Raw genomic sequence first — 26,580 nt, 5'->3', positions numbered from 1 at the left:
TCTCATTAATGGCTATTTTTTACTCTCTACTTCTATTTTCCTAGCTTGAAATGCCATTGTTATTCGATGCAATTCCATTGTTATTCTATGCAATTCCATTGTTAGTCGATGCAATGCCATTGTCAGTCGATGCAATGCCATTGCAGGTTAAGAAACTTGTGTGTACACCGTAACTCCTTTTAGGAGAGAGGCTTTGAGGTTTATTTCCCAACGCTTGCTCTTAAGGGGGTGGGATTAGTGTATTGAAACTGAGAAACGCTATAGTAGCTGACTATTCAATAACTCTGAGTATTATTGAGACATAAGTGCAATGGAAGTTAGCAGAATTCACAAGCAGTATGAATCTAGATGTAGAGACGTGATATATCGCGTCTCTACACAAAATCCTAAATTGGTATGATGCGGTACTTTACTGCTACATTCACTACGGCTATAGTTAGTCACAAAATTGGAAAGAAACATCAAAAAGAGACTGTTGCCTTTGTTGGACACAATCTTGCTACAAAAGTTAGTCTTCCTTAAGTAAATCAACGATTAACTAACTAAAAAATATCTATCAACTTGAGCATTCTTAACATCAGAGTTTCCTTAACTTTCTGGTCAATGAGTTAGCAGAGGCTAGTTGCTTGCACCTCCCAAGACAACAAACCATTGTGTGATATTCGCTTCAAAGACCTTATTATTCTCCCTGCTGCTGTTTTTGGACTCCATTAAACTCTCGTTGAATGAATTCTACATTTATCCGTTATCTGAAAACGTAACAGAGCCTACAGATAAGGGAGATCAAGGGATGGGGGATAACGGGGATGATTAATTTGGCAGGTCGAATAAAACTGTAGTCATGTAATTTTCTGCCCAAACTGGGCCAAAGGCTTTTTCTAGTACGCGGCGGGTTTTATCGTTTTGCTGCTGTTTGGTGCAGTAGTTGTGTTGTCCGGCAAGATTTTGGGTGACTTGTTCAACTGAAACAGGACTTGAAGCGATCGCTTGGATGCAATGAATATCTAAAAATTCTTGCACTCGCGATAGAAACATTGTTTCTTCTTCTGGGGAACTAGGGCGGACAAAGATACAAAAATCCGAAAAAATATTTCCCCATTCTGGTAATTCACGGGGTTGGGAAAAGTTAAGCACTGTTAGCTGTGTCAGTGCTGAAGTATAAGATTCTGGTAAGGTGCGTTCTACTTGGATAGGAGAAAGGTCTGCGATCGCTGCACTAATTTGACCTCTACCCCCAACTAAATCACAACCAAACATCGGCAGGTTGTATTCTGGGCGAGGAAACATGACACAGTGCAAAATATCCAGCATATTGCCGATTTTTGCCAGTTCCAAGTGCATTTTCCGAAACTGGGGCGTTTGATAGCAACGGTTTTCAATCGTCAGTTTTTCGCCTTCTAATCTACCTTCCACATACCCCAACTCATTAGGCAAATGGTAAGGGGATAAATCCAGGTGCTGATGCCAAGCTGCCTCAATACAATCAGCTAGCTGACGAATTAGGGGATGTTGTTGCTCGCGCAGCGAGGGCATAGAAGTAAATGACATATTCTAGTTGGGAATGCAATCTAGTGGCCAGTCTACAACCTGTCGTGCCATACCTGTTGTGGTCTGCAATATAAGCAAACACTTACACCCAGCCAACGTAAATTTATAAGACAGATACTTTTCACAAGTATTAGTTATTTTGTAGTCTAGGTTACAGAAATAATTTTAGATTAGTCCATTTGTGAAGGCTAATAGAAAGCTATGAAACTAGATTCTCATAGACCGGATTTTGCTGTATATACAAGAAAGCACAATAATCTGGAAGGCTTACAGAGGTTCAGAGCTTCTACTTGGGTAAACCTTTTGCAACTTCCCAACCCCTTTAGTTTTGACGAAGCACTTTTATTATGTCCGGTTTCAGCAGATGAGTGGCTAGCCTGGATTCCAGATCATGGCGAAGCAATACTCAATATCAGGCAATTTAGTTATTAGTCATTAGTCACTTGTACTGAGCGACTTGCCTTGACTTGTGCCGAGCGTTCGCGTAGCGTCTCGTAGAGAAGTCGAGGTAGCGGAGTCGAAAGGAGTCGAAGTATTTGTCATTGGTCAATAACTTTAGACAAATGACTATTGCTGCCAGAAATCAGTGACATCGTATCCTAATTCCTCTAGCATGTGCCGCAGCAGGGGTAAACTGAGTCCAATTACATTGGTGTGGCAGCCTTCAATTTTTTCTACGAAGAAACTTCCAAAACCTTCAATGGCAAAGGCCCCAGCACACTTGAGTGGTTCACCTGTGGCAACATAAGCTTTAATTGCCTTTTCGCTCATTTGAGCAAAGTAAACTCTTGTAACTTGAGACTTGACTAAAATACGGTTTTGCTCACGGTCAATTAAGGTGTGACCTGTGTACAAGTCGCCAAAGTTACCTTGCATTATCTGCCAACGGGCGATCGCTTCCGAGAAATCTGCTGGTTTGCCGTAAATTTCACCATTGATGGACAAAACTGAATCACAACCCATAATCAAAGCTGATTCAAACTGTGGGGCTACAGTTTCTGCTTTATACTGGGCAAGAGTTTTGACCAATTCTGCTGGTTCACTTAGTTCAATTTGCGACTCATCAAAGTCACTCGGTTGAACTATCGGTTCAATACCAACAGTTTGCAGCAAGCGGCGTCGGGCTGGGGAAGCTGAGGCAAGTACAAAAGGTGGAATTTTCATGATCTGACCAACTTGGTAATTGGGGATGGGGTACTGGGCACTTGTACTGAGCAACTTGCCTTGACTTGTGCCGAGCATTCGCGTAGCGTCTCGTAGAGAAGCCGAGGTAGCGAAGTCGAAAGGAGCCGAAGTATTGGGCATTGCTTATTTCCCTTGTTCTCCTTTTCCCACAGTCTTTTTTAATTTTTAATTTTTAATTGATCTCTCCCTACTCCCCAATTAATAGACAGAAAAAGAATTAACAACTTCATCAATCATCCGTTTAACTTTCTGCCAGCGTTTTTCAGGAATTGAGGCGTTGAAGGTAAAAAGTTTACCACGACTAACAGCAACACTGGCGATGTTATGTCGTTCCTGTTGATTGGGAAGTTTAACCTCATACTCTAAAAGGTAGTATGTTTTACCGTCTACTTCTCGCTGTGCGGCATTGACTAATTCAGCCGAACGACCAGAGTCAGGAGGTGCGAGAGCCGCTTTTCCTAATTTGTATCCTACTTCTGTTGGGGTTCCCAATTCTGACAAAGTTTTACCTTCTGGAACTGGGCTAATCACAACCGAAACATTTTCAGACACCTCAATCAAATCGTGGAAAACCACATCTGGCCCATTGGCAACTTTAACTGGCAGCCAGCCGTTAGGATATAAAAACTGATAGCCATCACTAGTGTCTACAAAGCTTTTGAGTCCAGCCGCAGCCGCTACATCCGAATTACTCAGACTGAAGCTCAACACCAATAGCAAAATTAATACAATTCGTTTCAACATTTCTACAGATTCCTTTGGGCTGGAGACAACACTAGGCTTGCATCATTTCTCGTCTTTATTGTCCCACCAAGCGGGACGCTTCGGATAATGCATTAGATGGTGAAGCTTCAATCCCCAAATGTCGGCAAATACTTCCTGAACTACTTAAGTTCACGTCTAATCGTAATGTTGCAACCGAACCTGATATTACTTCTTGTAGTATTATTCTTCTCTTAAAAAACGTAGAAGCACACAGAGGATAACTCCGCGCCCCTCTGCGTAAACCTCTGCGTACCTTTGCGTTTCAAAAAAATTTAATAAATAGGAGAGGCAGATAATTCTACCTCTCCTATGGGTATAAACTAATTACTTAAAGCTCACTAGCTTTAGTATCTGTTACCTTTATTGGGTTTGTGAACAAGAAAGCTGAGAACTTGGCACTGCTTGACGTTGTCAAAACCCACAACACGGATATAGCTGCTGTTAAATTGAGAACGGCATCCTTGAACTTCGCTCAATACTTCTTGAGTGGATTTAGCACCGAACAAAGGTAGCTTCCACATTGTCCAATATAATTCTGTTGGCTCAGAAGTTTCGTTGAACTCGATCGCAGGAATGTAACCTTGATTCAAGATGTACTGGACTTGTTTAGCAATTTGAGCATCAGACAGAGGGGGAAGATAAGAAAGGGTTTCGTAACGACGCTCTTTTGGTAAAGTTTGCATAGCTTTTTGATAATGGGTTGCGATTTTTTACTACTGGGTTGAGCGAACTAATTGGACAAGTTATCCAAATTCGGATCTGAAGTTGCTTGCTGTTCTGGTTGCAGGCTGGGGTTGGATGTGTCTATTCGTGTGATGCGTTCTAAATGCTGGCGACGCTGCTCCATGTTGCCTTGCTGAATGCCAGTGCGAACCATTTCCGGTAAAAATTCTGCAATTTCTTCGGCAATGTGTTCTCTGACAGTCATGATTCGCAAAGCCAAATCCGGTTTTTCTCGCAACAGTTGCTCAATGAATGACTCACCATTTTGAATTTTGCCAGACGAAAAGTTATGCAACCAAAGTTCTAATGGAGGATTCGTTTCGCCTAACTGTGCCAATACTGTCCTTAGAGCCTGATAAGTCAGATAGCTTTGGAGAGTTTTGGCTGTGTCCTTCGCAATTTGCTTAAGATTCATGCTTGACCCCAGCCTAAAAAAGTAAAAAGTAAAAAGTAAAAAGTAGGAATGGCTATTTTCTTTTACCTTTTACCTTTTAACTTTTAACTTCAAGATCAGACGGTATCCATTGCTTCAAACTCGAACTTGATTTCTTTCCACAGTTCGCAAGCAACAGCCAGTTCAGGAGACCACTTGGCAGCTTCGCGGATGATATCGTTACCTTCACGAGCCAAGTTGCGACCTTCGTTACGAGCTTGAACAACGGCTTCCAAGGCGACACGGTTAGCGGTTGCACCAGGAGCGTTACCCCAAGGGTGTCCCAGAGTACCACCACCGAATTGTAGTACGGAGTCATCACCAAAGATTTCTACCAGCGCGGGCATGTGCCATACGTGGATACCACCAGAAGCAACTGCCATTACACCAGGTAGAGAAGCCCAGTCTTGGGTAAAGTAGATACCACGAGACTTGTCTTGCTCAACATAGTTTTCACGCAACAGGTCAACGAAGCCCATTGTGATGCCGCGCTCACCTTCCAACTTACCAACTACTGTACCAGTGTGGATGTGGTCGCCACCAGACAAACGTAGGGCTTTAGCCAATACACGGAAGTGGATACCGTGGTTCTTTTGACGGTCAATTACAGCGTGCATCGCCCGGTGAATGTGCAACAGAATACCGTTATCACGGCACCAACGAGCCAATGTGGTGTTGGCGGTGAAACCTGCGGTGAGGTAGTCATGCATGATGATGGGCATTTTGAGTTCTTTTGCGTACTCAGCCCGCTTCAGCATTTCTTCACAGGTAGGAGCGGTAACGTTTAGGTAGTGACCTTTAATTTCACCGGTTTCTGCTTGAGATTTGGCAATAGCTTCAGCGACGAACAAGAAGCGATCGCGCCATCTTTGGAATGGTGCAGAGTTGATGTTTTCGTCGTCTTTGGTGAAGTCCAAACCACCGCGTAAGCACTCGTATACAGCGCGTCCATAGTTCTTAGCGGAAAGACCCAATTTGGGCTTAATGGTACAACCCAGTAAAGGACGACCGTATTTGTTTAACTTGTCGCGCTCAACTTGGATACCGTGAGGAGGTCCTTGGAAGGTCTTGATGTAAGCTACTGGGAAACGGATGTCTTCTAGACGTAGTGCCCGCAGAGCTTTGAAACCAAATACGTTACCGACAATTGAGGTCAAAACGTTGGTTACAGAACCTTCTTCAAACAAGTCCAGAGGATAGGCAACGTAACAAATGTACTGGTTGTCTTCGCCGGGAACTGGTTCGATGTCATAGCAACGACCTTTGTAGCGATCGAGGTCGGTGAGCAAGTCTGTCCACACAGTTGTCCAAGTACCTGTGGAAGACTCAGCCGCTACAGCCGCACCTGCTTCTTCGGGAGGAACACCAGGCTGAGGTGTCATGCGGAACGCAGCTAGAAGATCGGTATCTTTTGGTGTGTAATCGGGTGTGTAATAAGTTAATCTGTAATCTTTAACCCCGGCTTGATACCCAGACTTGCTCTGAGTCTTCGTTTGAGCGTAAGACATAATTTTATCCTTCCCTGAAATCACTCTTGTTAATTATCAAATCACGTTTTGTGCAACTTCCCCTCACCCAGTTTTTCCCCCCTTCATCGGGGAGAATATTCAGGAAAAATTTTTGTTAGGGGTTGTTTTTGCCAAAAGGTAGTAGTTTTTTTGCGGTGGACATTTTGGTAGCAATGGTAGCCCTCCTCACCAGTGTTATCCCCTTCTAGGGGTACACGACCTAGCGCTTCTACTGTTTCCTCTTCTTACAAATCAAAATTCTTTTTTACCTCTTCTTCGCACCCAACTAAACTTTCTCAATTTCACCAAAACTTCCGCTTTTGCGGCTTGATTTAGATAATTCCCCTACAAATTGGGGTATTCAGGGGATTGGGCTGGCTGGCACACATTCCCGCCTCTACACTCCCTCTATCTTCTCCTTTGATGGAAAAGATACCAGAAAAGAATTTACTTGACAGAGATTTAGCAGAGTGATGAGCGAAAGATAAAAAATTGCACGCCACGTAATTTGTAACTTATTCCACAATATATCAATAATTCGATAAGTTATTCTTTGAAAGTTTTTAACTTATATATTTAATTTTGTTATTACATAAAGATTTAAACTTTTTGTTACAAATGCTTTACAAAATGTCATCAATGAGATTTGGAGACTGGGGAATTAAGTGCTGGGTATTGGGTATTGGATAATGAGTAAAGTATTCCTAAATATTTATTTCCTAGTTCTCAGCCTCTAGTCCCCAATCCCTAATGTTTAAAAAATCCCAGCTACGGGAACACTGGAATTAACCCAAAGCCAGTTTAGATAACGGCTATGGGTGCTGTATCCAAAGGAAATGTCACCGTGATATTGTTTTGCAAGCGTACTAGTTTATTGATTAGTTCTATCCTGCTGGGGTTGATAGTTTCGCCAAATATGGGATGGGCACAAAAAACCCCTGATATTAATTCATCTGATGTAACTCCCGCTTACCCACCTTCGGCACCGCCACCGCGAGTAGAACCTTTGCCCGATGAACGGGGAGTGCAAGAAAATTCACCAGAAACTGATTATCGTGTCGGTAACTTACTAGAAGATGTTACAGGCAATCTTTGGGTAGGTTCTTGGCGAGGGCTATCGCGGATTGATCCTAAAACTGGCAAGATTGTTTCTCGTGTTAGCTTACCGAATATTGCCATTGGTGCTTTAGCCCAAGACAAAGTAGGACGTTTATGGGTGGGGAGTTATGAGGGACTAGTCCGAGTAGACCCCCGCACTAGCGAAATCACCGCGCAGAATTTATTTTTGCCTTCTAAACGGGTGTTGTCATTGTTACTTGACAAACGGGGTTATTTGTGGACTGGAACCGATAGCGGTTTAGCTCTCATTAGTCCCGATCAAGGCTTGATTATGACAACATTAAAAAATCTGCCTGGTGTCAGCGCCAATACCCTGACTTTAGATGCTGAAGGTCAACTGTGGGTTGGTACACTTGATGGATTAGTACGGGTAAATACTGCCAGTGCTGCAATTATGAAGCGAATTGCCGATTTACCAGGGACGACTGTCCAAGCTTTAGCTATCAGTCCAGAAGGGTTAATTTGGGCAGGAATGCCGAATAATTTGCTAGTTATTAACCCGAAAACTGGTGCGGTGTTGCGGTCTGTAACTCGTTTGCGTGGGCGTGACGTGACGGCGGTACGTTTTGCTAAAGATGGTAGTGTCTGGGTCGGGACTAACAATGGTTTGTTACGATTAAATCCAAATACAGGCGCTGTGTTAGATGCAGAAGTTGCTGGACTTCCTTCTAGTCGGGTTCTTGCCCTTGCACCTGACATTGCCAATAAATTATGGATTGGCACTAGTCAAGGTCTAGCTTGGTTAATGCCCAAAACGAGTAGTGCAAAACCCCATATTGCTTTCAGTCGCGCCGTTAAATGATTAGTCATTTGTCCTTTGTTTTCTGTCTTTAGCAAATGACTAACGACCAATGACAAAGGACAAAAAATCTAAAATCCAAAATCTAAAATCTAAAATTGGCAATGGCAATCACTACCCAGCAATTAATTCAATGGAAACAACAAGGACGTTCAATTGTCGCGTTGACCGCCTGGGATTATGCGATCGCTCAACTCATCGATGCAGCTGGTGTAGACTTAATCCTCGTGGGTGACTCGATGGCAGTAGTTTTAGGATATGAAACAACACTGCCAATTACTTTAGATGAAATTATCTATCACGCTAAAGCTGTGCGCCGTGGGGTGAAACGGGCATTAGTAGTTGTAGATTTACCATTCTTGACGTATCAAGAAAGTCTCCAACAAGCGATGCACTCAGCTGGGCGGGTGCTGAAGGAAACGGGCGCTCAAGCAGTAAAATTAGAAGGTGGCTATCCTGCGATCGCCCAAACTGTGGCTCGTTTGGTAGAAGCCGGAATTCCGGTTATGGGTCATGTGGGTTTGACACCACAATCAATACATCAACTGGGTTTGCGCCAACAAGGTAAGACGCAAGAAGCCAGTGAGAGGATTTTACTTGAAGCGATCGCTCTCGAACAAGCGGGTGTATTTTCTCTCGTGTTAGAGCATATCCCCGCAGATTTAGCAATGCAGATTTCACAAAAATTAAGTATTCCCACAATTGGTATCGGTGCGGGAATTCACTGCGATGGACAAGTTTTAGTTACCTCAGATGTCCTGGGACTGGCAGAAAAGCATCCACCATTCGCCAAAGTTTACACAAATTTGCGCGAGACGATTACCAGGGCCGTGCAAGATTATGCTGTGGAAGTGAGAGAGCGGAAGTTCCCTTAAAGAATTCCGAATCAATCGAAAAGTCAGATAAAAAACCCCGACTTGATAGCCGAGGTAGATGGGAGAAGTCCAAATGTCGATGGGATATTTTAAAACCGAAGTCTGTTTTTCTTAGTTAACACCCAATGCAACCAAAACTATATAGGTAATAGGCAGGTGCAATTTTAGCTATGCAGCTTTCTTTGGCGCTTTACTAAGCTATGTAAATAAATATAACAATAATATTACAAATGGTCAACTAGACTTGACAAACAAAGGCTGATAATTTTCATAAGTAATACTTATCAAAGCAGTATGATCGGAAAATGAAACGGGTTACTGGGTAAGATGATGGGATGAAAATGAGAACCGATCTTCTGGGGAATGAAAAAACTAAGCGATGAGCTGCACAAATCCTAGTAGTCGAAATTCAGCCAGAGATTTGAGAAGCTAGCTACTAGATCACCAAAGTCTTTACAATTTCCTTGTTGACTCAAAAAGTATTTCTCGACCTATGACGAATCAAGCTCCTATTCCGGTTATTGTCAACGGTGCTGCTGGCAAAATGGGCCGTGAAGTGATTAAGGCGGTGGCGCAAGCGCCTGACTTAAACCTAGTGGGTGCAATTGACCACAATTTGGAACATCAAGATAAAGACGCTGGGGAGTTGGCGGGTTTAAGCGAACCTTTGGAAGTGCCGATTACCAATCAATTAGAACCGATGTTGGGGTATGTGGCTGGTGACAGACAGTCTCCTCCAGGGGTGATTGTGGACTTTACCCATCCCGATTCAGTTTATGACAATATTCGCAGTGCGATCGCTTACGGTATTCGTCCTGTAGTTGGCACAACTGGCTTAAGTCCAGAACAAATTCAAGACCTGGCAGACTTTGCCGACAAAGCTAGCACAGGTTGTCTAATTATTCCTAATTTTTCCATTGGCATGGTACTGTTGCAACAAGCCGCGATCGCCGCCTCAAAATATTTTGACCATGTGGAAATTATCGAACTGCATCACAACCAAAAAGCTGATGCACCCAGTGGTACTGCTATTCAAACGGCGCAGTTATTAGGAGAATTCGGTAAAACTTTTAACCCTGCTGTTGTAGAAGAAACGGAAAAATTAGCAGGAGCTAGAGGCAGTGTAGCAGATGAAGGGATTAGAATTCATAGTGTGCGCTTGCCGGGATTGATTGCCCACCAGGAAGTGATTTTTGGCGCAGCTGGACAGATTTATACTTTACGACATGATACGAGCGATCGCGCTTGTTATATGCCAGGAGTACTGCTAGCGATTCGCAAAATCTTAGCGCTAAAGTCGTTAGTATATGGATTAGAAAAAATACTTTAAACACACAATTGGGCACTCATGTTAGTACCACTGACTCGCCAGAAATTTGAACAAGTTGTCCCCCTAATTGCCACTGGTTTGCAGTACAAGTACTACTGGGGGAAGTTCTCAAATTTCTTGCAACGGCTGTTAATTTCTGTAGTTGCGGTAGTTGTTCTTTTGCTTGTAACAGTTATTTTCAAGCTTGAATTTGCATCAATAGTATTTGTGCTAGGGGTACTTAGCGCTTTTTTTTGGCTGTGGTATCCAGTGTTTCAAGCAAGTATGCGGAATTTGCAATGCCGCCGTTATAAGTACGGCGGTTTTTTCCGAGGTCGAGTGCTAGATTGGTGGATTACAGACCAGTTGGTAGGTAAACAAGAAACAGTCAACAACAAAGGCGAATTGGTGATTGTAGAAAACCGAGAAAAACAAATAAACTTAGAAATCGGTGATGAGACAGGATTTAGTATTGAGTTTGTCGCACCATTACGTCCAGCTCATAAAGTTATTAATCGCGGTCAAATTGCAGAAATGGTAGTGATGTCAAATCGCGCAGATTTGAGCAGTATTGAAGAATTTAGCGATATTTACTTTCCCAGTCGTGACCTTTGGGTGAGCGATTATCCTTATCTGCGGCGGGATTTCTTTAATGAAATTGGTCGCCGCTTGCGTGAAGACCAACAACAAAAGCCACGTCGGCGGCGTCGTCAAGTAGAAGATTAAAGAAGAAGTAATCAGTAATAGTTAGGATAGGCTTCTTTTTCAAAAAGGCGCAAGGGATTGCCCCATACCTCCTGACTTTTTGCTAACGATAACATCCCACTTTGATGAGTTTTCCTTGCAAACGATAAGTTACAGTGCCACAAACAATACCTGCCGACTTAGGTTCTACATAAGACCGTGTTGGCGGGTTTTGTTTATCTAGCCGCAATTTCCAATCACCAGATATTTTGTTTAAAGTAGGATACTTTCTTAAAAACTGTGAGTCTGCAACAATATCATGAGGCCCTTTAACACTTACCTTAGAACTATTGATGTAGATATTATAATCATAAATAACATTTTTATTTTTAGTGTTAGTATTAATATTTTTTCCAGGAAAAGCATAGAGAATGTTCCTGATAATTCTGACATCAGATGACGTATGACCAAATATTTGTCCACCTTTAATTTCTGGACTCTGATTATTTAAAACAGCAGTATTATTTACAATATCAACATGATCGCTTAAAAATGTATGAATACCTGAGCCACCATTATTAAATGCAAGATTGTTTTGAACTAAAGTACGTCCTTTATATGCACCCAATTTTGAGTTATTATCATCATTTCTAGAACCATCGATAATAATGCCATTACCGTCTGATATCTTACCAACTTCAATCCAAGGGATATACATGCGATTGTTATAGGTCTTGTTGTTGGTAACAAACATCTTGTATCCCCGGTTGTTGTCAGAATTCCAATTGTGCAACATTGAAATACCACTAGAACCGTAAATACCATACCAGGCATTATCAAACACCACGTTATTATCTATTATCACATAGTCCGATTCAATCGCTGAAATACCTGCTCCTCCACACCCATGTACCTTGTTATTTACAATACGTATGTGGTGACTATGACCATTTTTTCGTCCATCCACACTGATGCCGTTTCCATTAGTCAGGGGGTTTACTCTATTAGTTTTCTCCCTCATTGCATAATCAAGGGTTATGTTGGCATTGTTTCCTATGACCTCCAGCCCGTTGATTTCTATATATGAAGCTCCATTTGAAACCCCGATACCATTCCACGTATTGTGCTGAATTTTTGGGAAATGCCCAGGATATGCCTTATATCTAATCCATGCATTTGCAGTTCCAGAACGTTTAATATTTACTACACTCCCATCTCTGGGTGAATTTCTGTATACTCCGTTCATAATCAATACTGTATCGCCAGGGTTGGTAAGGTCTGCTGCCCTTTGAATCGTCCTAAATGTAGATGAAGTAGAGAGTCCGCTATTTTTGTCGTTTCCAATACCACTAACATAGTATGTTTTCGGAGTCACCTTTGCGCTGATTAGTTCGCGACTCGATAGGAGCATTTCCTTGTTAGTAGATACCTGATGGACGTTTTCAACTGTAGATAGTTTTATCCTTTCTTCCTGAGCCAAAAGATTTAATACCACGGGAATTGCAAGATATGCGCTTAAACTAAAACCTTGAATTACCACAAGAAAAGGCTCCTTTCTTCGCACTACTTAACAAAAATATCAAGATATTCAGTAATTTTGAATACTCTTTTGGATAAAAAGTACAATAGAGCCAACTTTCCTAGCTCACCCGATTTCCATCTTGTCCATAGGCTTGCCAAGCCAAGTCTACCAATCCATCAACGATCGCAGCTGCTACAACTGCATTACCTTTACGACTGTCAATTGTAATGTGAGGCACTAAAGAATCTTGTAAGCGCTCCTTGGCTTCATCAACATTTATAAATCCCACTGGAGTCGCAATTATTAAAGCAGGTCTAATTTCCTCAGCCTCAATTAAATCCAATAGTGCTGTCAATGCTGTTTGCGCTTGGCCCACAACAAAAATGCCCTCTGGATAACGCTTTGCTAAAGTTTCTATTCCCCATGCGGCGCGAGTTTTTTCTTTTTGGGGGCGTGTTAGAGCTTCCATGCTGCAATACACCGGATTAGCAAAGGTGTTTTGAATATCGTAGGCAATACCGACTTGTACCATCGGGACATCTACCACAATTGTGGTACGTGCGGCTAGTGCTGCTGCTCCAGCTTGCAAGGCACGCTCAGAAAAGCGAATCAAAGACTTATACTCAAAGTCAGCCGTGGCATAGATTATCCGACGCACAATTTCGTATTCTGCGGGTGAAAAAACATGAGTGTCAATTTCACTATCAATGATTGCTAAACTTTGAGCATCAGTTACGTGCCATTCCATTTTTGTTGAGCTTCTCAAATATTAGCTTTCAGCTTATCAGCTTCAGAGAGTTGGGAGTTAGGAGTTATAAGTTTTTAATTAACTTATAACTCAGTAGGAAGTTTTAGCGGCGGCTTGAACTGCTCAAATCTTCAGTACTCATAACTCATTACTGGGAGAAGTCCGACTGAAAATAGGAGATAGGTAGGCAACCAAGACGCCAATGAGAAACCCAGAGATATTTCGAGTTAGAGGTAGCCAGTCGCTTGTGCGTGTCACCACTGGCCCAATACCAAAGGCAATAAACAAGATTCCCCATAAAGGTGAGAAAATTAAAGCCCATTGCCAAGCGAAAACCTGTCCTTTATTACGGGGTTGAGCTGCAAATCCACAAATCACCCCACCAATAACTGAGCTAATCAAGGTGAGAATCCATTGTTCTCGTGGCAGTCCGGGGACAACATTGCAACCCCCCTTGAGTAAACAGCTTTTAACCGATTCTAAGGCTTGCAGAATAGCTTGGTCTTCGCCTTGTTCGCGGACAAAGTACAAATTACCAAAGCGGGTTTGCAGTTCTATCCAGAAAGTCCGGGGTAAAAGTTCATAGACAGCATCGCCGACACTAAAACTGAGGATGTTACCACCGCGAGAATCGGCAACTAATAGAATGCTCTTGTCATCCAAACCCCAATATTTGATCACTGCGCGACCTGGGGTGCGGTCATACTGGGTCAATACTCGCAGTTTCCAACCCGTATCGGCTTCAAACTGCTCTAAATCTTTGACTAGCTTTTCTTCTTGCAGCACAGGCAGAGATTTAGCTAAGTCAACAACTGGGGTAAAGGTGTCAGGGAGTAATTCAGGATTGTCATAAGCCAGTGCTGGGGGAGAATGCATAACCCAAATCGACCCAGCCAGAAAAAATATTGCAATGGATATCAGAATTCGTCGCCAAAAACAAGATTGCATGGACGTTTTTATACAAATATCAACGGTAGAGTGAACAAGTTGTTTTAAAAGAGTACTAGAAAAATGATAGTTCTTTACACTTGTTTACTTTACTCTAATCTAGGGGATCAAAGCAAAAGGTTTTTGGGGAGTGGGGAGCAAGGGGAGTAAAGAAAATGAAGAGAAATAACCAATACCCATGCCCCATGACCTAATTCAATCTTCCTCATCGAAATTGTTTTCCCAGCTAGCAGCGTCATTGTAACCGTCATTAGCACGGTACATTTCTGCTTTGATTCGGTGATTTTCTTGCCTCATCACTTCTCGTTCTCGCAACGTTAGTGGTGGTTTTTCATTAATTGGCAAGCGATCGCCTGTTCGCCTCGTGGGTTTTTGGCGCGTGAAGTTTCTCCAAGCAGCTTTCACGCCAACAAAAATAGTACGTGTACCTATTTGCAAATTCTGAGCTTGAATTCTTGCACTATCAAGGCTTTGGTCAACTTGTTTCACAACTTGACTAGCACTTTTTACACCTTCACTGACATCATCAGTTAAATCAGTGATTTCCAAGCCAGTGACGCGGATAGCTTCTAGAGTAGGCGGTAACTCCCGTGAGAGGGTATCAAATAGCTTTTCTGCACTGCGAGCTGCGCGTGCTAACTCCTGCAAAGCCGGTATTGCTGCCACTAAAACCGCAGTCAAGCTTGTGGCGACTAAAAGTAAGGAAAGTCCCAACCAAAACAGGGGTTCAATCACGGTTGTGTCATTTATGAGCGTTCTAATTGCTGGGAAAGCGAATCTGGGTCTTCAACAAATGTTTGTCGCTTCAAGACTTGGTTTTCTCGCTGACTGGCATCTACACCTGCTGCGATCGCTTCCCGTAATCTGTCTAAAGTCTCATCCCAATTTCGTAATGCGCTAGCAGAAAAACGATCTGCCTGGATTTGCACACTCGTTGATAAATCTTCTGCCAATTCTGGGATAGCATTGGCAGATTTTTTCAAAATTTTACGCGTTTCGCGCCCTGTGCGTGGAGCCACGAGCAAACCGGTCAAAGCACCGATGGTAGCTCCGAGCATCAAACCGCCAATAAATACTCCAGAACGGTTATTAGACATCTTGTTGTTTTTCTCCTTACACTCATTTTAGGTGGATTTTCTCCCCTTGTAAGACTCTACCGATTTTATTCAGTTAATCTATCGTGACAAAATCTCAGCCAGAAATGTTGCTTTTATTCATTAATTAATATAAAAAGCATTAATTACTTATAATTCAAAATTCTTTGTGTCTCCCAAGGTTTTAATACCTCTGGTAGGCGTCTCTTTGTGTATTAACACATCAGTTTCGTACCCTTCTCTTAATGGAGATGCTGCATCAAGGGCGGTAGCCTCCGCACCCTACAGGAAGCAAGCTACAGACTTATCTCTAGGTCAGCCCTAATTATAAATGTTCATGTGAACCCGACATAACTCATTTTGCAACTGTTCTTTTCCCAGATATTAACTGTAGCTTAGGAAAATAACGCTGCCAGATTTGCCGTCCTAGCAAAATTAGACTGATAATTTGCTGCACTTGTTGAATTTGTATTTGTAGCGCTTGATTTCGCTGCCGTAAGTTATAAATATTCTGCTGGCTGAGATAAATATTTTCGGGTGCTTTATTCAGTGCTGTGTGGGTACAACTTTCATAGGTGGTTAATTTATCAGCTATGTACGCTAATTGCTGCTTGAGTTGCCACACTCGCCAAGCCACATAGAGTAGTACCAGCGAAATGAGGGTATTAACGAGGATAACTAAAATTATCATTGTTTATCTTCACCAATATTAGCTTTGAGGAATTGTTCTATATACTTGATTTGGCTTTGATTTAATGATGAAGAAACTAAAGGATAAAATTTATGGCAAAAAGTATGGTAATAAACACTAGTTATATGATGCTCTGAGCGCTATTGAAAGGCTTTACTAGGTGAAAATTAGTGTAACAAAGGCTGATGGCTAAAAAATCGCCAAATTGCCAATTTTGTAACAACGATATGTCCACACCTCGCAAAACCACAGCTACAATTGCCTTAGATTCACGACTCGGTTTGCGAAATCAACCCGTATGCTCAATAAGCCCCATCATTACTACGTTCCACTCCTTAAGCTGATAATCCTAGTCAATTTGCGACCTTTGTGGTAATCAAGCATAATGGCATAGCCCCTTCAACAGACGGTGAGAGAACTACACCCTTCGAGGCTCCCCAGCATCACCTATTATTCTGCTCCTACCTCTACCAATTTTCCAGCCTGTCGTGCGAAGTTAACTAATATTTTGCCTCTAAAAACTTCATTAGTGGTTCATCAACGAAAAAGTGCTGGGTGTGGACTGGGGAAAGTGGAGAGTCTATTAATTCCTCTTGCCTTAACCTTAACCTTTTTTCAGCCGAAGGCTTCTCTGTCTGTCTCCAACCTTTAACCTCTTCCCTGCTGAAGACTTCTCGTATTTCATTAATAATCTACCAATAATGATTATCTTTCTTATACATCCAGTAGGAGTTGAGGATGTCAAAAAAATTACCATTGAATAATTTCTTCCCAGCTATTCTTGTTGCCTTGACAATTGGATTTGTTGGCTGTGGAAATCAAGCTGCAAGAACTACATTCACTCAGACTACTGCTCAGGTAAATGAGAATCTTCCCCAAGTTGTAGCGACTACAAGCGTACTGTGTGATATGACTAGACAGGTTGCTGGAAATACAGTTAACCTCACCTGCTTAATTTCTCCTACTGCCGACCCACAATTTTATAAACCAAAACCAGAAGATCGTAAAGCCATTGAGCAAGCTAATCTTATTCTTTATACTGGTTACAATTTTGAACCAAATCTGATCAAGCTAATTAAAGCGAGTAAAAACCCTGCACCGAAAATAGCCGTCGGTCAAATAGCAGTGCCGAAGCCACAAAAATTTCAGGCCGATGGTAAGAATGTAACTGATCCTCATGTTTGGCACAATACCAAAAATGCTATCAGAATGGTGGAGGTAATTAATAGTAACCTGAGAAAAATAGAATCTAGTGAGGCAGAGGCTTATACGAGCAATACCAAAAAAATTACAAATGAACTTACTCAACTAGATAGCTGGATTAAGTCAAGAATTGCCAGTATTCCGACTAAAGAACGCAAGTTGGTTACAACCTCTGATGCACTGAGTTATTACGCCAAAGCTTATGGTATTTCATTGGCAGGAGGGTTGCAAAGTATTCGTAGTAACGAAAAACTGACAGCCGAGCGAGTCAAAAATCTGGCTACAAACATTAAACGGGCAAAAGTGTCAACAATTTTTGCTGAGGTAGAAATTAATCCTAATTTGATTCAATCTGTAGCCACAGAAGCTGAAGTGAAAATTTCTGACAGGAAGCTTTATGCTGAGGGACTTGGTGAACCAGGAAGCGACGGTGACACTTATCAGAAAATGATGATTGCCAATACACGGACAATCTTAGAAGGACTAGGAGGAACATATTTGATGTTTGAATCGAAAATTTCTAGATAGCCATAACATCAATTCAGTAATCCTAGAGACTGGATTTTTGAGATTACAGAAAACTTGATTTCTTAGTCTGTTTTTGAACAAATAATTGGTGTAGAAAGATGGGTAAAAGACATTGTGTTATTCAGATTTATCAAGCGTCCACCATATCAATGCTTTTCTTTGCATCTCTTTGATGAACCCATCTTTCCCATCCATATATCCGATGATATCGTTAGGATATTGCTTCGCTAACTTACGTTTTAATTCACTATATTTCTGTGCATCTTCAGAATGTGCAATCATGTAATCCCGAAACGCTAAGTGTCGTTTTACTTCGGACGATCTGGCTGTGAAGGTGTGGATATGATACGTTCTTGTACCTGTTTCATTATGTTTACGAAAGAAGCGGCGATTTGGTATACCAAACTCGCCCATTACTTCATAACCTAATGCTTCCATATCCAAACTACAATCATCTACTTTGGCGATGTTTTCAACTTCAACCAACAAATCAATAATGGGTTTCGCGTAGATATTTGGAATTGCTGTGCTGCCTATATGGTGAATAGCAACTACATTTTCACCTAGTGTAAGCGCAACATGCTTTGATTCATCGTCAAATTTGCTGCGCCATGTCAAATTATGAGGTACTACTTCTACTTTCATAAGGATTTAGGAACAAAATTTTTGAAGCAAAAGGCGTAGACGCACAAGACATCGCTTCACTTACTTTGAATCCAAAATTTAAAATCCAAAATCTAAAATTGACTCACCATCCCCAAGTACCAGGAGCGCCTTTGAATGGCCCAACAATATCACTAGTTATCCAACCACCGTAGAAGTTACCTGGTTGTGGTTGCACCTCTTCGCCATTTACGTAGCATTTATCCATGACATGAGCGTAAAAAGCTACATATTCCTTGATAGATTCAAAGGCTGGTGTGGGATTTTGGTAAAACCAGGCAGCATTATGGACTTCTTTATCACCAACACCGATATTGTAGTAACGAGCACTTCCCTTCCACTCACAAAAACTAGATTGCGGAGTCTGATGTAGATATTCCATTTTGATATCCGCAGGGGGAATGTAGTAAGAAGGAGGATGACTAGTTTCTAAAACACGTTTGGCGTTGTGAGTATCTGCAATTATTACTCCATTAAAGATTATTTGGATATGTTTGCTTGTGTCCTCCAGGCGAGGAGGACGGGGATAATCCCAAACTGATTCTTGTCCGGGAGCAGGTTCGATGCGTTGCGAATTAACCATCATGAAGAGTGCTGAGTGAGGGAAAAGTACTAAGTATACTAGTACTTAGTGAATGAGTAACTCTCTTTGTGGAGTCACTACGGTCTTTTAACTTAACACTCTTCATCGTACCTCTTTAAGAGCATCAACTTGCTTGGTAAACAACTCGGTGAATAAACTAAGCACAGTCCGTTCTTCGCGCACTTTTATATTGGCGCTGATGGACATACCTGATTGCAAGTTAACTTTTTTACCCTTAATCATTAGGGATTGTTTATCTAATGAGACTTTTGCCGGAAATCTGTAAAACTGATGGGTTTGATCTGGCGGCAATGCGTCTGATCCTATGCCAAGAACTTCTCCCTTGATATCGCCAAACTCGCTGTAAGGGAAGGAGTCAATTCTGACATCTACCTTCATACCTTTTCGCACAAACCCAATATCTTTGTTAGTGATGAAAACTTCAGCTATATAGTTTTCTTTGGGGACAATTTGCAGCAGTTTTGTAGTTGGAGTTGCTACAAATCCAGGATTTTTTGCTTGCAAATCGAAAACTGTTCCAGCTACAGGTGCGCGGAGTTCTTGATATTTAACATTTAACTGTGATTGAGATATTTTACTATTGACATCTGCCAAACGCTGCTCATTATCCAGCAAAACTTTCATGAATTGACTATCGATTGTGGCAATACGCTGTTTATTCTCGGCTATCTTATCCAAAATGTTTTTATCAGAAACAGCGACTGTATTACTTAACTCTTGTTGTCCTTTTTCTATATCAAACTGGAGGCGTTTCAGTTCTTCACCTAGTTGTGCTACTTCTGCCGTGCGGTTTTGGACTTCTTGCTGCTGGTTGAGATACTGAAGTTGAGAAATACCACCTTCTTCTGCTAATACCTTCAGCTTATCTAAAATCCCCTGTTGAATAGCTAAACTCGCTTTACTATCTTCCAGTTTAATTTGATTTTGGGTAAGTTGTTTTTTAGTTTTTTCTACTTCCAATCGTGCCGATGAAGAGCGTGAGTCTAATTCTTTTTTTGCAACTCGTAGAAGTTGTTGTTCATCAATTCCCACTCCAGAATCTTGACCAGAATTTTTTAATTGAGTACGGAATAATTCATTTTCTGCTACTAAGGCTGCTCGACTTTTTAACAAAAAAGCCGTTTCTTGCGGCAAATTGCTACGCAAATATAAGAGTTCAGATCCCGTAGCGGTACTCGCACCCATCAATCGGCGATAAATTTGATTTTCTTTAATTAATGCAAGGCGAATTTTATTCAAAGAATTTAATTCGGCAACAGAGGCTATGGAATCAAAAGTTACCAGTAAATCTCCTTGTTTGACTTCTTGTCCATCTTTAACATTAACCGTTTTCACAACTCCACTAACAGGAGCTTGAACATCTTTGACTGTTCCTTGTGGCTTTAATTGTCCTGTTGCTGGCACTACTTGCTCAATTTTTGCAAAATAAGCCCAAGCAATTCCAAAACAAGCTAGCCCCATTAGTGTAATCATGATTGTACGCGACCAAATTGGAGATTGGCGCAAGACAATAGATTGCTCAAATTCCTGAGTGTTTAAATTAATTAAAGACTCTTGAGCAGCTTTCTGTTGTTTTGTAAGTACCAGTGAATCTTGCTTGACTCCATTTTTCTGATTGCCGTTTTTCTGATTTCCGTTGAGGTGATTCCCATTAAGTTGAGTCATAACGATTTTGGATTTTAGGTTTGGGATTTTTTGTAGGGTGGGCAATGTTTACTGATGCCAAAAACCTTTGCCCCTAGCAATAGCTAATTACAAGTTCACATCTTGTTGCTGATACAGGTAATAATAATGACCCTTAGCAGCCATTAATTCTTGATGGCTACCTTGTTCTATAACCCTGCTGTTATCCATCACAACAATCATGTCTGCATTACTGACGGTATTCAGTCGGTGAGTAATAAAAAATACTGTATCACCCTTGAATGCTTTGGCTAAATTGAGACATATTTGCCGTTCTGTGGGATAGTCTAATGCGCTAGTCGCTTCGTCTAAAACTAATAATTTTGGTCGTTGTAAAACTGAACGAGCGATCGCAATTCTTTGTCGTTGTCCACCAGAAAGTGCAGAACCCCGCTCTCCCACTCGCGTGTTGTAACCGTTGGGTAAGTTCATGATAAACTCGTGAGCGCAGGCAACCTGAGCCGCTTCGATAATTTCTTCGGTTGTGGCATCGGGATTGGTTAAGGCAATATTTTCCTGAACGCTGCCGTCAAACAATAATGTCTCTTGGGGAACTACGCCAATTTGTCGTCGTAACGAATAAAGTTCCACTTTGGCAATATCATAACCATCAATCAAAATTCTGCCGGACTCAGTTTCGTAAAGTCTCAGCAGTAATTTCATCATCGTACTTTTACCAGATCCACTTTGTCCGACAATGCCGACAAATTTACCTGGGGCAAATTCTAGGTTGACATTAGAAAGTTGCAGAGGGCCACTTGTACCAAACCGGAAGGAAACATTTTCATATTTCACTGCTCCCTTGATCGTGGGTAAGGGTATATTGTAGCGGTCTGTTTCTGCTTCTTGTGGGGTATCGACAATATCGCTCAAACGCTCTAGAGACAAAGCAGTTTCTTGGAAGCTTTGCCAGAGTTGAGCTAAACGTAATATTGGGCTGGTTACATAACCCGATATAATTCTAAAAGCAATTAATTCGCCTAAAGTTAATTGTTGTTGCAGTACTAAATAAGCTCCTACCCACAGAACTAGTAAGCTGCTGAGTTTGTTGAGAAAGTTGCTAGTAGAATTGGCGAGGGTAGAAGTCACAACTGTTTTAAAACCAGCAGCGACAAATCGGGCGTAACGTTCTTGCCAGGAAAAGCGCGATCGCAATTCGATATTTTGCGCTTTTACTGTTTGAATTCCTGACATCACCTCCACTAAATAAGATTGAGTTTCGGCGTTGCGTTCGGCTTTGGCACGTAACTGTCTACTAATGGTGGGAGAAGCAACTAAGGTGATAATCACAAATATTGGAATTGTGCTTAAGCCGACTAAGGTGAGTTGCCAACTGTAAATCAGCATCACACCGATATATACCAGCGAAAACAAAGCATCTAACCCTACGGTTAAGGCTGTACCCGTGAGGAATTGGCGGATATTTTCTAGTTCGTTGATGCGAGTCGAAAGTTCACCTACCGGTCGGCGTTCAAAATAGCGCAGTGGTAGGCGTAGTAAATGGTCAATAATTTGCGACCCTAAACCCATATCGATCCGATTCGTGGTATCGACAAATAAGTAGGTTCGTAAAGTAGTCAACACTGCCTCAAATAGCCCGACTACTAAGAGCAAAACTCCCAAAATATGTAGTGTGCCAATACTATTTTGAGTGATAACTTTGTCGATAATTAACTGAACGACTAGCGGATTTGCCAACGCTGCCAACTGCACGAAAAAGGAAGCGATAAAGACCTCGATCAGGACTCGACGGTGCTTTGACAAATAGGGCAGAAACCACCGTAAACTAAAGCGTTCTTGGGGTGTTTGGTTGGTAGCAGTCAGCAGTAATACTTTAATTTTGGGCGGAAAGTCAGTTGGATCGACATCTAATTGTTCAACCAATTGAGCGGGTTTGCAGCGCACAATTCCTTTGGATGGCACACCGACAACCACCTTATTGGCATCTACTTCATATAAAACGGCAAAATTATCACCGTAGCGAATCAGCGCTGGTGTTGGAATGCGCGTGACTGAAGCGACTGGTAGCTCTATCAACTGCGCCTTAAGTCCGATTAATTCTGCTAGGTAAGCAGTAACTTGAAACGATATAGTTCCCTGACGTTTGACTTGCTCAGTTAAGATGCGACGAACCACCTCTCGACGAAATGGCATTTCTAGGTGCTTCGCGATCATTTGGAAGCAGGCGAAGGCTGTATTTAGTTCTCCCTTCCCGCCAAAAAATGGGTATTTTTGTTTTGACGAATTTTTTGAGTTTTGGGGGGCTGTCTGTGGAACTATTTCGTCTGATGCGTAGGGAATAATATCTAGGTCGTTAGCGCTATCTCTATCTACTCTAGTTTCAGTTACCGCAAGTTCTATCTCATGACTATCTTCTAAGATCAAATCTGACGGATGTATACCAAGCAACCGTGCGGGGTTTTGACCGATAACCTGGATCTTGTCTCTGTCATCGTCTGATTCTAAGCGATCGCCAGGTGAGAAATTGGTGACTGTACCACCACCACTTACAAACCAAACGCTTTTGCTATCAAGTTGGTTGAATGAAGTTTTTCCTGAAGGGAGGTAATGTATTTTCGCCTGTGGTAAGGCTTTTTCTGCCAGTTCTCTGAGATTTAAAGTGGCGATCGCTTGCTTTTGCCAATAGGAACCGAGAATATCGAAAACTTCTACCAAATAACTGCGGTTCTTGCGAGCTTCGGCAAAGGCTGGGTATAAAGCCAGAAAGCTAAAATATGCTGATGCACTTAAGGTTAAACATACTACTTCGGTGGAAGCGATCGCTGTTTCACAAGCGACATCACGTAACAAACCAATTTCGCCAATAATTTCCCCAGGTTGCAATAATTTTAGGGTGATTGGCATTTGCGTCTGGGGGTCGTATCCCAACAGGCGCACTTGTCCCTCATAAATAATGGTGATCCGTTCCGGGAGACTTTCTTTACCGATGATTTTCTGCCCTATGCGATAGCGCCAGGCTTGTAGCTGTTCTGATAAATTAGCGATCGCTCCATCTGGTAACTGATCAAACCCTTCTAGGGCCGTGAGAAATTCCGGAAAAGTGTTCTTAATATAAGTCATATAAAACAAGTCGAAGGTAAAAGTGAGGAATAAGGTCAAGAATATTAGGCAGTCTCTGTTTTACTAACACTGGCAGTGTTTAATTTTATGCCAGCAGAGGAAAGACTTCTGTGGCATTCTGTGTACTTTAATGTGTAAAAATTCAGAGGGCGGCTTCGTTTAATTGCATACCTGCATTCACATCACAGGGTTCCTATCGTTATCCATTGTTCAAAATAAAGATAGTCTAAATAGATCGAGGACAAGTTATCATTTGGTTAATGCTACATAATTTATACAATTTTGAAATTAATACTTATGCAAGTATGCAAGATGGATACTCATGATCAAGCCAATACACAGAAAGACGGTTGTTAAATTTAGCGTCGGGCATTTTAATTGATGATAATCAACATGAAAGTATCACAGATGCTTTCCTAAGTAAATACCCTAGTTAAGAATTATGTAATAAAAAAAACTTTAAATTTCTGAATTATTGTTTACAAATTCTTGAATATAGCGATTGACAGTATCTTTGGTGGCTAAAGTATAGTCAGCTTTTCTGGTTAAACAGTACCCATGATCGATTATGAAAAAATTCTTCATCACTTTTTTGCTACCTTAATTTAATAAAAATTAACAGGAAAAATAAAGGCGAAGATTTTTTATTACCCTAGAGGAATCAACTATTAAATTTATGAAGGAAAGACAATAACTGCCTTCAGTAAATTTACTAGTTTAATTAACCTTATGTCCATTTTATGGATACACATCAAACAACCCCACCCCGCAACCGGGATAAGGTTGTTTGATTTTGCTAAGTAATTATTTGCAGTTGATACTAAGTAGCATTGACACTTAAATTTACCTGCACAATCATATCGTTGTAATCTTTGTCACCACCATTTGCTAAATCTTCAAAGCCAAAGGTATTATTTCCCAACAGCCGAATGTGATCTGTCTTGTCAGTGTTAGCACCTAAAAATGAGAAGTAAATCTTCGGATCGTTATTGACATTATTATCGAGAAACTTATCGACTTTACCATTGATAATAATAAAGGGTGCAAATAACGAATCAGTTCCGAAAGTGCTGTTAGATGTTGCCGAATTTTGGTTGCTCACCGTCAAGTCAACGTCTGTAACACGCCCACGCACAGCAGCTTCGGCATAACCTGCTTGTCCAACGAGAATATCTGCTTTACCATCGCCATTGGTGTCAATGCCACCATTCTCATCAGCCACCTGATAAAAACCGACAAAGTTATTCAATGCAGCTTCTCTATAAACTTTAAAGTCAGCCTTTACCGATTGTCCTACACCCCGTAAATCTATCAGTTCGCCTTCCTTTTTGCCTTGCAAATTTGTACCCAAAGATACTTTTTGATTTGTTGCCTGAACCGTTACAACCAAATTTTGGAAGTTGAGAGAAAATCCTTCCTCTCCTGTGTTGGTATTTGTGGCTGAGGAAAAAACGACACTTGAAAAAGAGGCTTTTCCAGACAGTACAGCCTGAGTAGTACTGTTGGATACGCTATAGAATCGGAGTTTAGTATCAGAGTCAAATTCTAAGACATTATTCACGTCGTCATGCTTGAAACCCTTGGGCATATTCCCAAGAGAGCAGAAAATCACCTTGGAGCGCAAAAGAGCAGCTTGGGTATAGCCTTCTGCACCAGGGGCTATGCCGTCAATCTTACCTTCATCATCATCAACATTAAATACACACAGTTCATTCACCTCTTTAGAAGTGCTGGTTTTAATCTTGATTGAGATTTTTGCTTTATCGCCTTTAATTTTTACCTTAGTCTTGACACTAAAGATATCGCCTGTAATTAATGTGAATAGAGTCGTAGGAGCATTTTGCTTGGCAACCCCAAGCGTAAACACATCACTAGCTTCATCTCCAGCAATATCTTTAGCGGTGACTTTGATGTTTAGATTACCTACATCCTTATTTTTGGGAGTACCACTGAAGGTAAGGGTTGTAGGATCGAACTTTAACCAAGTGGGTAGTAAGTCATCATTTTCCAGAGTTGTAGTGTAAGTCAAGATGTCTTCAACATCCGCATCGCTGAAGGTGTCAACTGGGACTGTGAAGTTAAAAACACTATCTTCGGTGGCTTCTTGGTCAATAATTTCATTTGCCACCTCTGGCGTATGGTTGAAAGGCGTACTAAATACCGCCACTGCTGAGTCATCATATCCAGCAGCATAGAAGTATTTTCCGTCGGGACTGAGAGTTACAGAAAGGGCACCACCAAGCCCATCGACACCATCTGTATCATCTTTTTGAACTTCTACAAAACTCAGCCGGCCTGTTTGTTGATTGCGCTCAAACACCGCCACCGCCGAGTCCTGATATCCAGCAGCATAGAGGTATTTGCCGTCGGGGCTGACGGTAATAGAGTAGACACCACCAAGCCCATCGACGCTACTGATGCCATCTTTTTGTACTTCCACGAAACTCAGTTGGCCTGTGGTTGTATCCCGCTTAAACACCGCTACCTCTGAGTCATTATATCCAGCAGCATAAAGATATTTTCCATCGGGGCTGACAGTTACAGAAGCCGCACTAGCAAGTCCATCGACACCATTGGTATCATCTTTTTGAACTTCTACAAAACTCAGTTGGCCTGTGGTTGTATCCCGCTCAAACACTGCTATAGCCGAGTCATCATATCCAGCAACATAGAGGTATTTGCCGTCGGGGCTGACGGTAATGGAGTAGGCACAACCAAGACCATCGACACCATTTGTATCATCTTTTTGAACTTCTACGAAAATCAGGATTTTCTACGTCATAATTTTGGAAGAGCAAACTTCAGAACTCCAATCAACTCAAGCTAGATAGTCGTAATTGCTCTGCTTGCTAAATATAATGGAGGTG

At 41.6% G+C, this 26,580-nt stretch carries 24 protein-coding genes; 7 read left to right on the top strand and 17 right to left on the bottom strand.

Features of this window, described 5'->3' with window-relative positions; translation table 11 throughout:
* Nucleotides 1-50 precede the first annotated feature (50 nt).
* Entirely contained in the window at nt 51-173 is a 123-nt protein-coding gene (locus RMX98_RS10535) for a hypothetical protein (protein WP_409881382.1), read from the top strand.
* 637 nt (nt 174-810) lie between these two features.
* Here the strand turns inward: RMX98_RS10535 and RMX98_RS10530 are convergent.
* Entirely contained in the window at nt 811-1,548 is a 738-nt protein-coding gene (locus tag RMX98_RS10530) for a phycocyanobilin:ferredoxin oxidoreductase (RefSeq protein ID WP_322678433.1), read from the bottom strand.
* 201 nt (nt 1,549-1,749) lie between these two features.
* Between RMX98_RS10530 and RMX98_RS10525 the strand changes: the two genes are divergently transcribed.
* Nucleotides 1,750-1,980 (top strand): hypothetical protein, encoded by a 231-nt coding sequence (locus RMX98_RS10525; RefSeq protein ID WP_322678432.1) that lies wholly within the window; start codon nt 1,750-1,752, stop codon nt 1,978-1,980.
* Nucleotides 1,981-2,115: 135 nt separating this feature from the next.
* Here RMX98_RS10525 and RMX98_RS10520 read toward each other — a convergent pair whose 3' ends face one another.
* The 5 genes from RMX98_RS10520 to RMX98_RS10500 form a co-directional block, all read right to left on the bottom strand.
* Nucleotides 2,116-2,712 (bottom strand): nucleoside triphosphate pyrophosphatase, encoded by a 597-nt coding sequence (locus RMX98_RS10520; RefSeq protein WP_322678447.1) that lies wholly within the window; start codon nt 2,710-2,712, stop codon nt 2,116-2,118.
* 219 nt (nt 2,713-2,931) lie between these two features.
* On the bottom strand, nt 2,932-3,477 hold the full coding sequence (psbP, locus tag RMX98_RS10515) for a photosystem II reaction center PsbP (RefSeq protein ID WP_322678431.1): 546 nt from the start codon (nt 3,475-3,477) through the stop codon (nt 2,932-2,934).
* 365 nt (nt 3,478-3,842) lie between these two features.
* A complete protein-coding gene (locus RMX98_RS10510) occupies nt 3,843-4,181 on the bottom strand; it encodes a ribulose bisphosphate carboxylase small subunit (RefSeq protein WP_322678430.1) in 339 nt (112 codons plus the stop codon).
* 47 nt (nt 4,182-4,228) lie between these two features.
* Nucleotides 4,229-4,636: a RuBisCO chaperone RbcX gene (rcbX, locus tag RMX98_RS10505; RefSeq protein WP_322678429.1), complete on the bottom strand. Its 408-nt coding sequence runs from the start codon at nt 4,634-4,636 to the stop codon at nt 4,229-4,231.
* Between the two features lie 95 nt (nt 4,637-4,731).
* The gene (locus tag RMX98_RS10500; RefSeq protein ID WP_322678428.1) at nt 4,732-6,162 is read right to left on the bottom strand and encodes a form I ribulose bisphosphate carboxylase large subunit; all 1,431 of its coding nucleotides are present in this window, start codon (nt 6,160-6,162) and stop codon (nt 4,732-4,734) included.
* An 814-nt stretch (nt 6,163-6,976) separates the two neighbouring features.
* Between RMX98_RS10500 and RMX98_RS10495 the strand changes: the two genes are divergently transcribed.
* The 4 genes from RMX98_RS10495 to RMX98_RS10480 all read left to right on the top strand — a co-directional run bounded on the left by RMX98_RS10495 (nt 6,977) and on the right by RMX98_RS10480 (nt 10,990).
* Nucleotides 6,977-8,083 (top strand): two-component regulator propeller domain-containing protein, encoded by a 1,107-nt coding sequence (locus tag RMX98_RS10495; protein WP_322678427.1) that lies wholly within the window; start codon nt 6,977-6,979, stop codon nt 8,081-8,083.
* A 101-nt stretch (nt 8,084-8,184) separates the two neighbouring features.
* Nucleotides 8,185-8,955 (top strand): 3-methyl-2-oxobutanoate hydroxymethyltransferase, encoded by a 771-nt coding sequence (gene panB / locus RMX98_RS10490; RefSeq protein WP_322678426.1) that lies wholly within the window; start codon nt 8,185-8,187, stop codon nt 8,953-8,955.
* A 493-nt stretch (nt 8,956-9,448) separates the two neighbouring features.
* Nucleotides 9,449-10,285 (top strand): 4-hydroxy-tetrahydrodipicolinate reductase, encoded by an 837-nt coding sequence (dapB, locus tag RMX98_RS10485; RefSeq protein ID WP_322678425.1) that lies wholly within the window; start codon nt 9,449-9,451, stop codon nt 10,283-10,285.
* Nucleotides 10,286-10,303: 18 nt separating this feature from the next.
* Nucleotides 10,304-10,990, top strand: a complete 687-nt coding sequence (locus RMX98_RS10480) for a phosphate ABC transporter permease (protein ID WP_322678424.1) — start codon at nt 10,304-10,306, stop codon at nt 10,988-10,990.
* Nucleotides 10,991-11,072: 82 nt separating this feature from the next.
* Here the strand turns inward: RMX98_RS10480 and RMX98_RS10475 are convergent, their stop codons facing one another.
* From RMX98_RS10475 to RMX98_RS10450, 6 genes are all read right to left on the bottom strand, one after another.
* A complete protein-coding gene (locus RMX98_RS10475) occupies nt 11,073-12,488 on the bottom strand; it encodes a right-handed parallel beta-helix repeat-containing protein (RefSeq protein ID WP_322678423.1) in 1,416 nt (471 codons plus the stop codon).
* A 100-nt stretch (nt 12,489-12,588) separates the two neighbouring features.
* Nucleotides 12,589-13,218, bottom strand: a complete 630-nt coding sequence (locus tag RMX98_RS10470; RefSeq protein ID WP_322678422.1) for a precorrin-8X methylmutase — start codon at nt 13,216-13,218, stop codon at nt 12,589-12,591.
* Between the two features lie 138 nt (nt 13,219-13,356).
* The gene (locus RMX98_RS10465; RefSeq protein ID WP_322678421.1) at nt 13,357-14,166 is read right to left on the bottom strand and encodes a TPM domain-containing protein; all 810 of its coding nucleotides are present in this window, start codon (nt 14,164-14,166) and stop codon (nt 13,357-13,359) included.
* A 195-nt stretch (nt 14,167-14,361) separates the two neighbouring features.
* Nucleotides 14,362-14,901 (bottom strand): DUF948 domain-containing protein, encoded by a 540-nt coding sequence (locus tag RMX98_RS10460; RefSeq protein WP_322678420.1) that lies wholly within the window; start codon nt 14,899-14,901, stop codon nt 14,362-14,364.
* 11 nt (nt 14,902-14,912) lie between these two features.
* A complete protein-coding gene (locus RMX98_RS10455) occupies nt 14,913-15,263 on the bottom strand; it encodes a YtxH domain-containing protein (RefSeq protein WP_322678419.1) in 351 nt (116 codons plus the stop codon).
* Between the two features lie 352 nt (nt 15,264-15,615).
* Nucleotides 15,616-15,951: a hypothetical protein gene (locus RMX98_RS10450; protein ID WP_322678418.1), complete on the bottom strand. Its 336-nt coding sequence runs from the start codon at nt 15,949-15,951 to the stop codon at nt 15,616-15,618.
* A gap of 738 nt (nt 15,952-16,689) precedes the next feature.
* On the opposite strand from RMX98_RS10450, the gene RMX98_RS10445 reads away from it, so the two are divergent.
* Nucleotides 16,690-17,682, top strand: a complete 993-nt coding sequence (locus tag RMX98_RS10445) for a metal ABC transporter solute-binding protein, Zn/Mn family (RefSeq protein WP_322678417.1) — start codon at nt 16,690-16,692, stop codon at nt 17,680-17,682.
* A gap of 117 nt (nt 17,683-17,799) precedes the next feature.
* On the opposite strand, the gene RMX98_RS10440 is transcribed toward RMX98_RS10445, so the two are convergent.
* From RMX98_RS10440 to RMX98_RS10420, 5 genes are all read right to left on the bottom strand, one after another.
* The gene (locus RMX98_RS10440; RefSeq protein ID WP_322678416.1) at nt 17,800-18,327 is read right to left on the bottom strand and encodes a GrpB family protein; all 528 of its coding nucleotides are present in this window, start codon (nt 18,325-18,327) and stop codon (nt 17,800-17,802) included.
* Between the two features lie 103 nt (nt 18,328-18,430).
* A complete protein-coding gene (locus tag RMX98_RS10435) occupies nt 18,431-18,928 on the bottom strand; it encodes a DUF427 domain-containing protein (protein ID WP_322678446.1) in 498 nt (165 codons plus the stop codon).
* A 102-nt stretch (nt 18,929-19,030) separates the two neighbouring features.
* A complete protein-coding gene (locus RMX98_RS10430; protein ID WP_322678415.1) occupies nt 19,031-20,614 on the bottom strand; it encodes an HlyD family efflux transporter periplasmic adaptor subunit in 1,584 nt (527 codons plus the stop codon).
* Nucleotides 20,615-20,701: 87 nt separating this feature from the next.
* Nucleotides 20,702-23,713, bottom strand: a complete 3,012-nt coding sequence (locus RMX98_RS10425; protein ID WP_322678414.1) for a peptidase domain-containing ABC transporter — start codon at nt 23,711-23,713, stop codon at nt 20,702-20,704.
* Nucleotides 23,714-24,533: 820 nt separating this feature from the next.
* Nucleotides 24,534-26,414, bottom strand: coding sequence for a beta-propeller fold lactonase family protein (locus RMX98_RS10420; protein WP_409881383.1), 1,881 nt, complete (start codon nt 26,412-26,414; stop codon nt 24,534-24,536).
* Between the last annotated feature and the right edge of the window lie 166 nt (nt 26,415-26,580).

The sequence above is a fragment of the Nostoc sp. DedQUE02 genome (genome assembly GCF_034531035.1).
In the GTDB taxonomy this organism is placed as follows: Bacteria; Cyanobacteriota; Cyanobacteriia; order Cyanobacteriales; family Nostocaceae; genus Nostoc.
The sequence above is the reverse complement of the archived record's forward strand: the minus strand, read 5'-3'. Positions and strand labels throughout refer to the sequence as shown.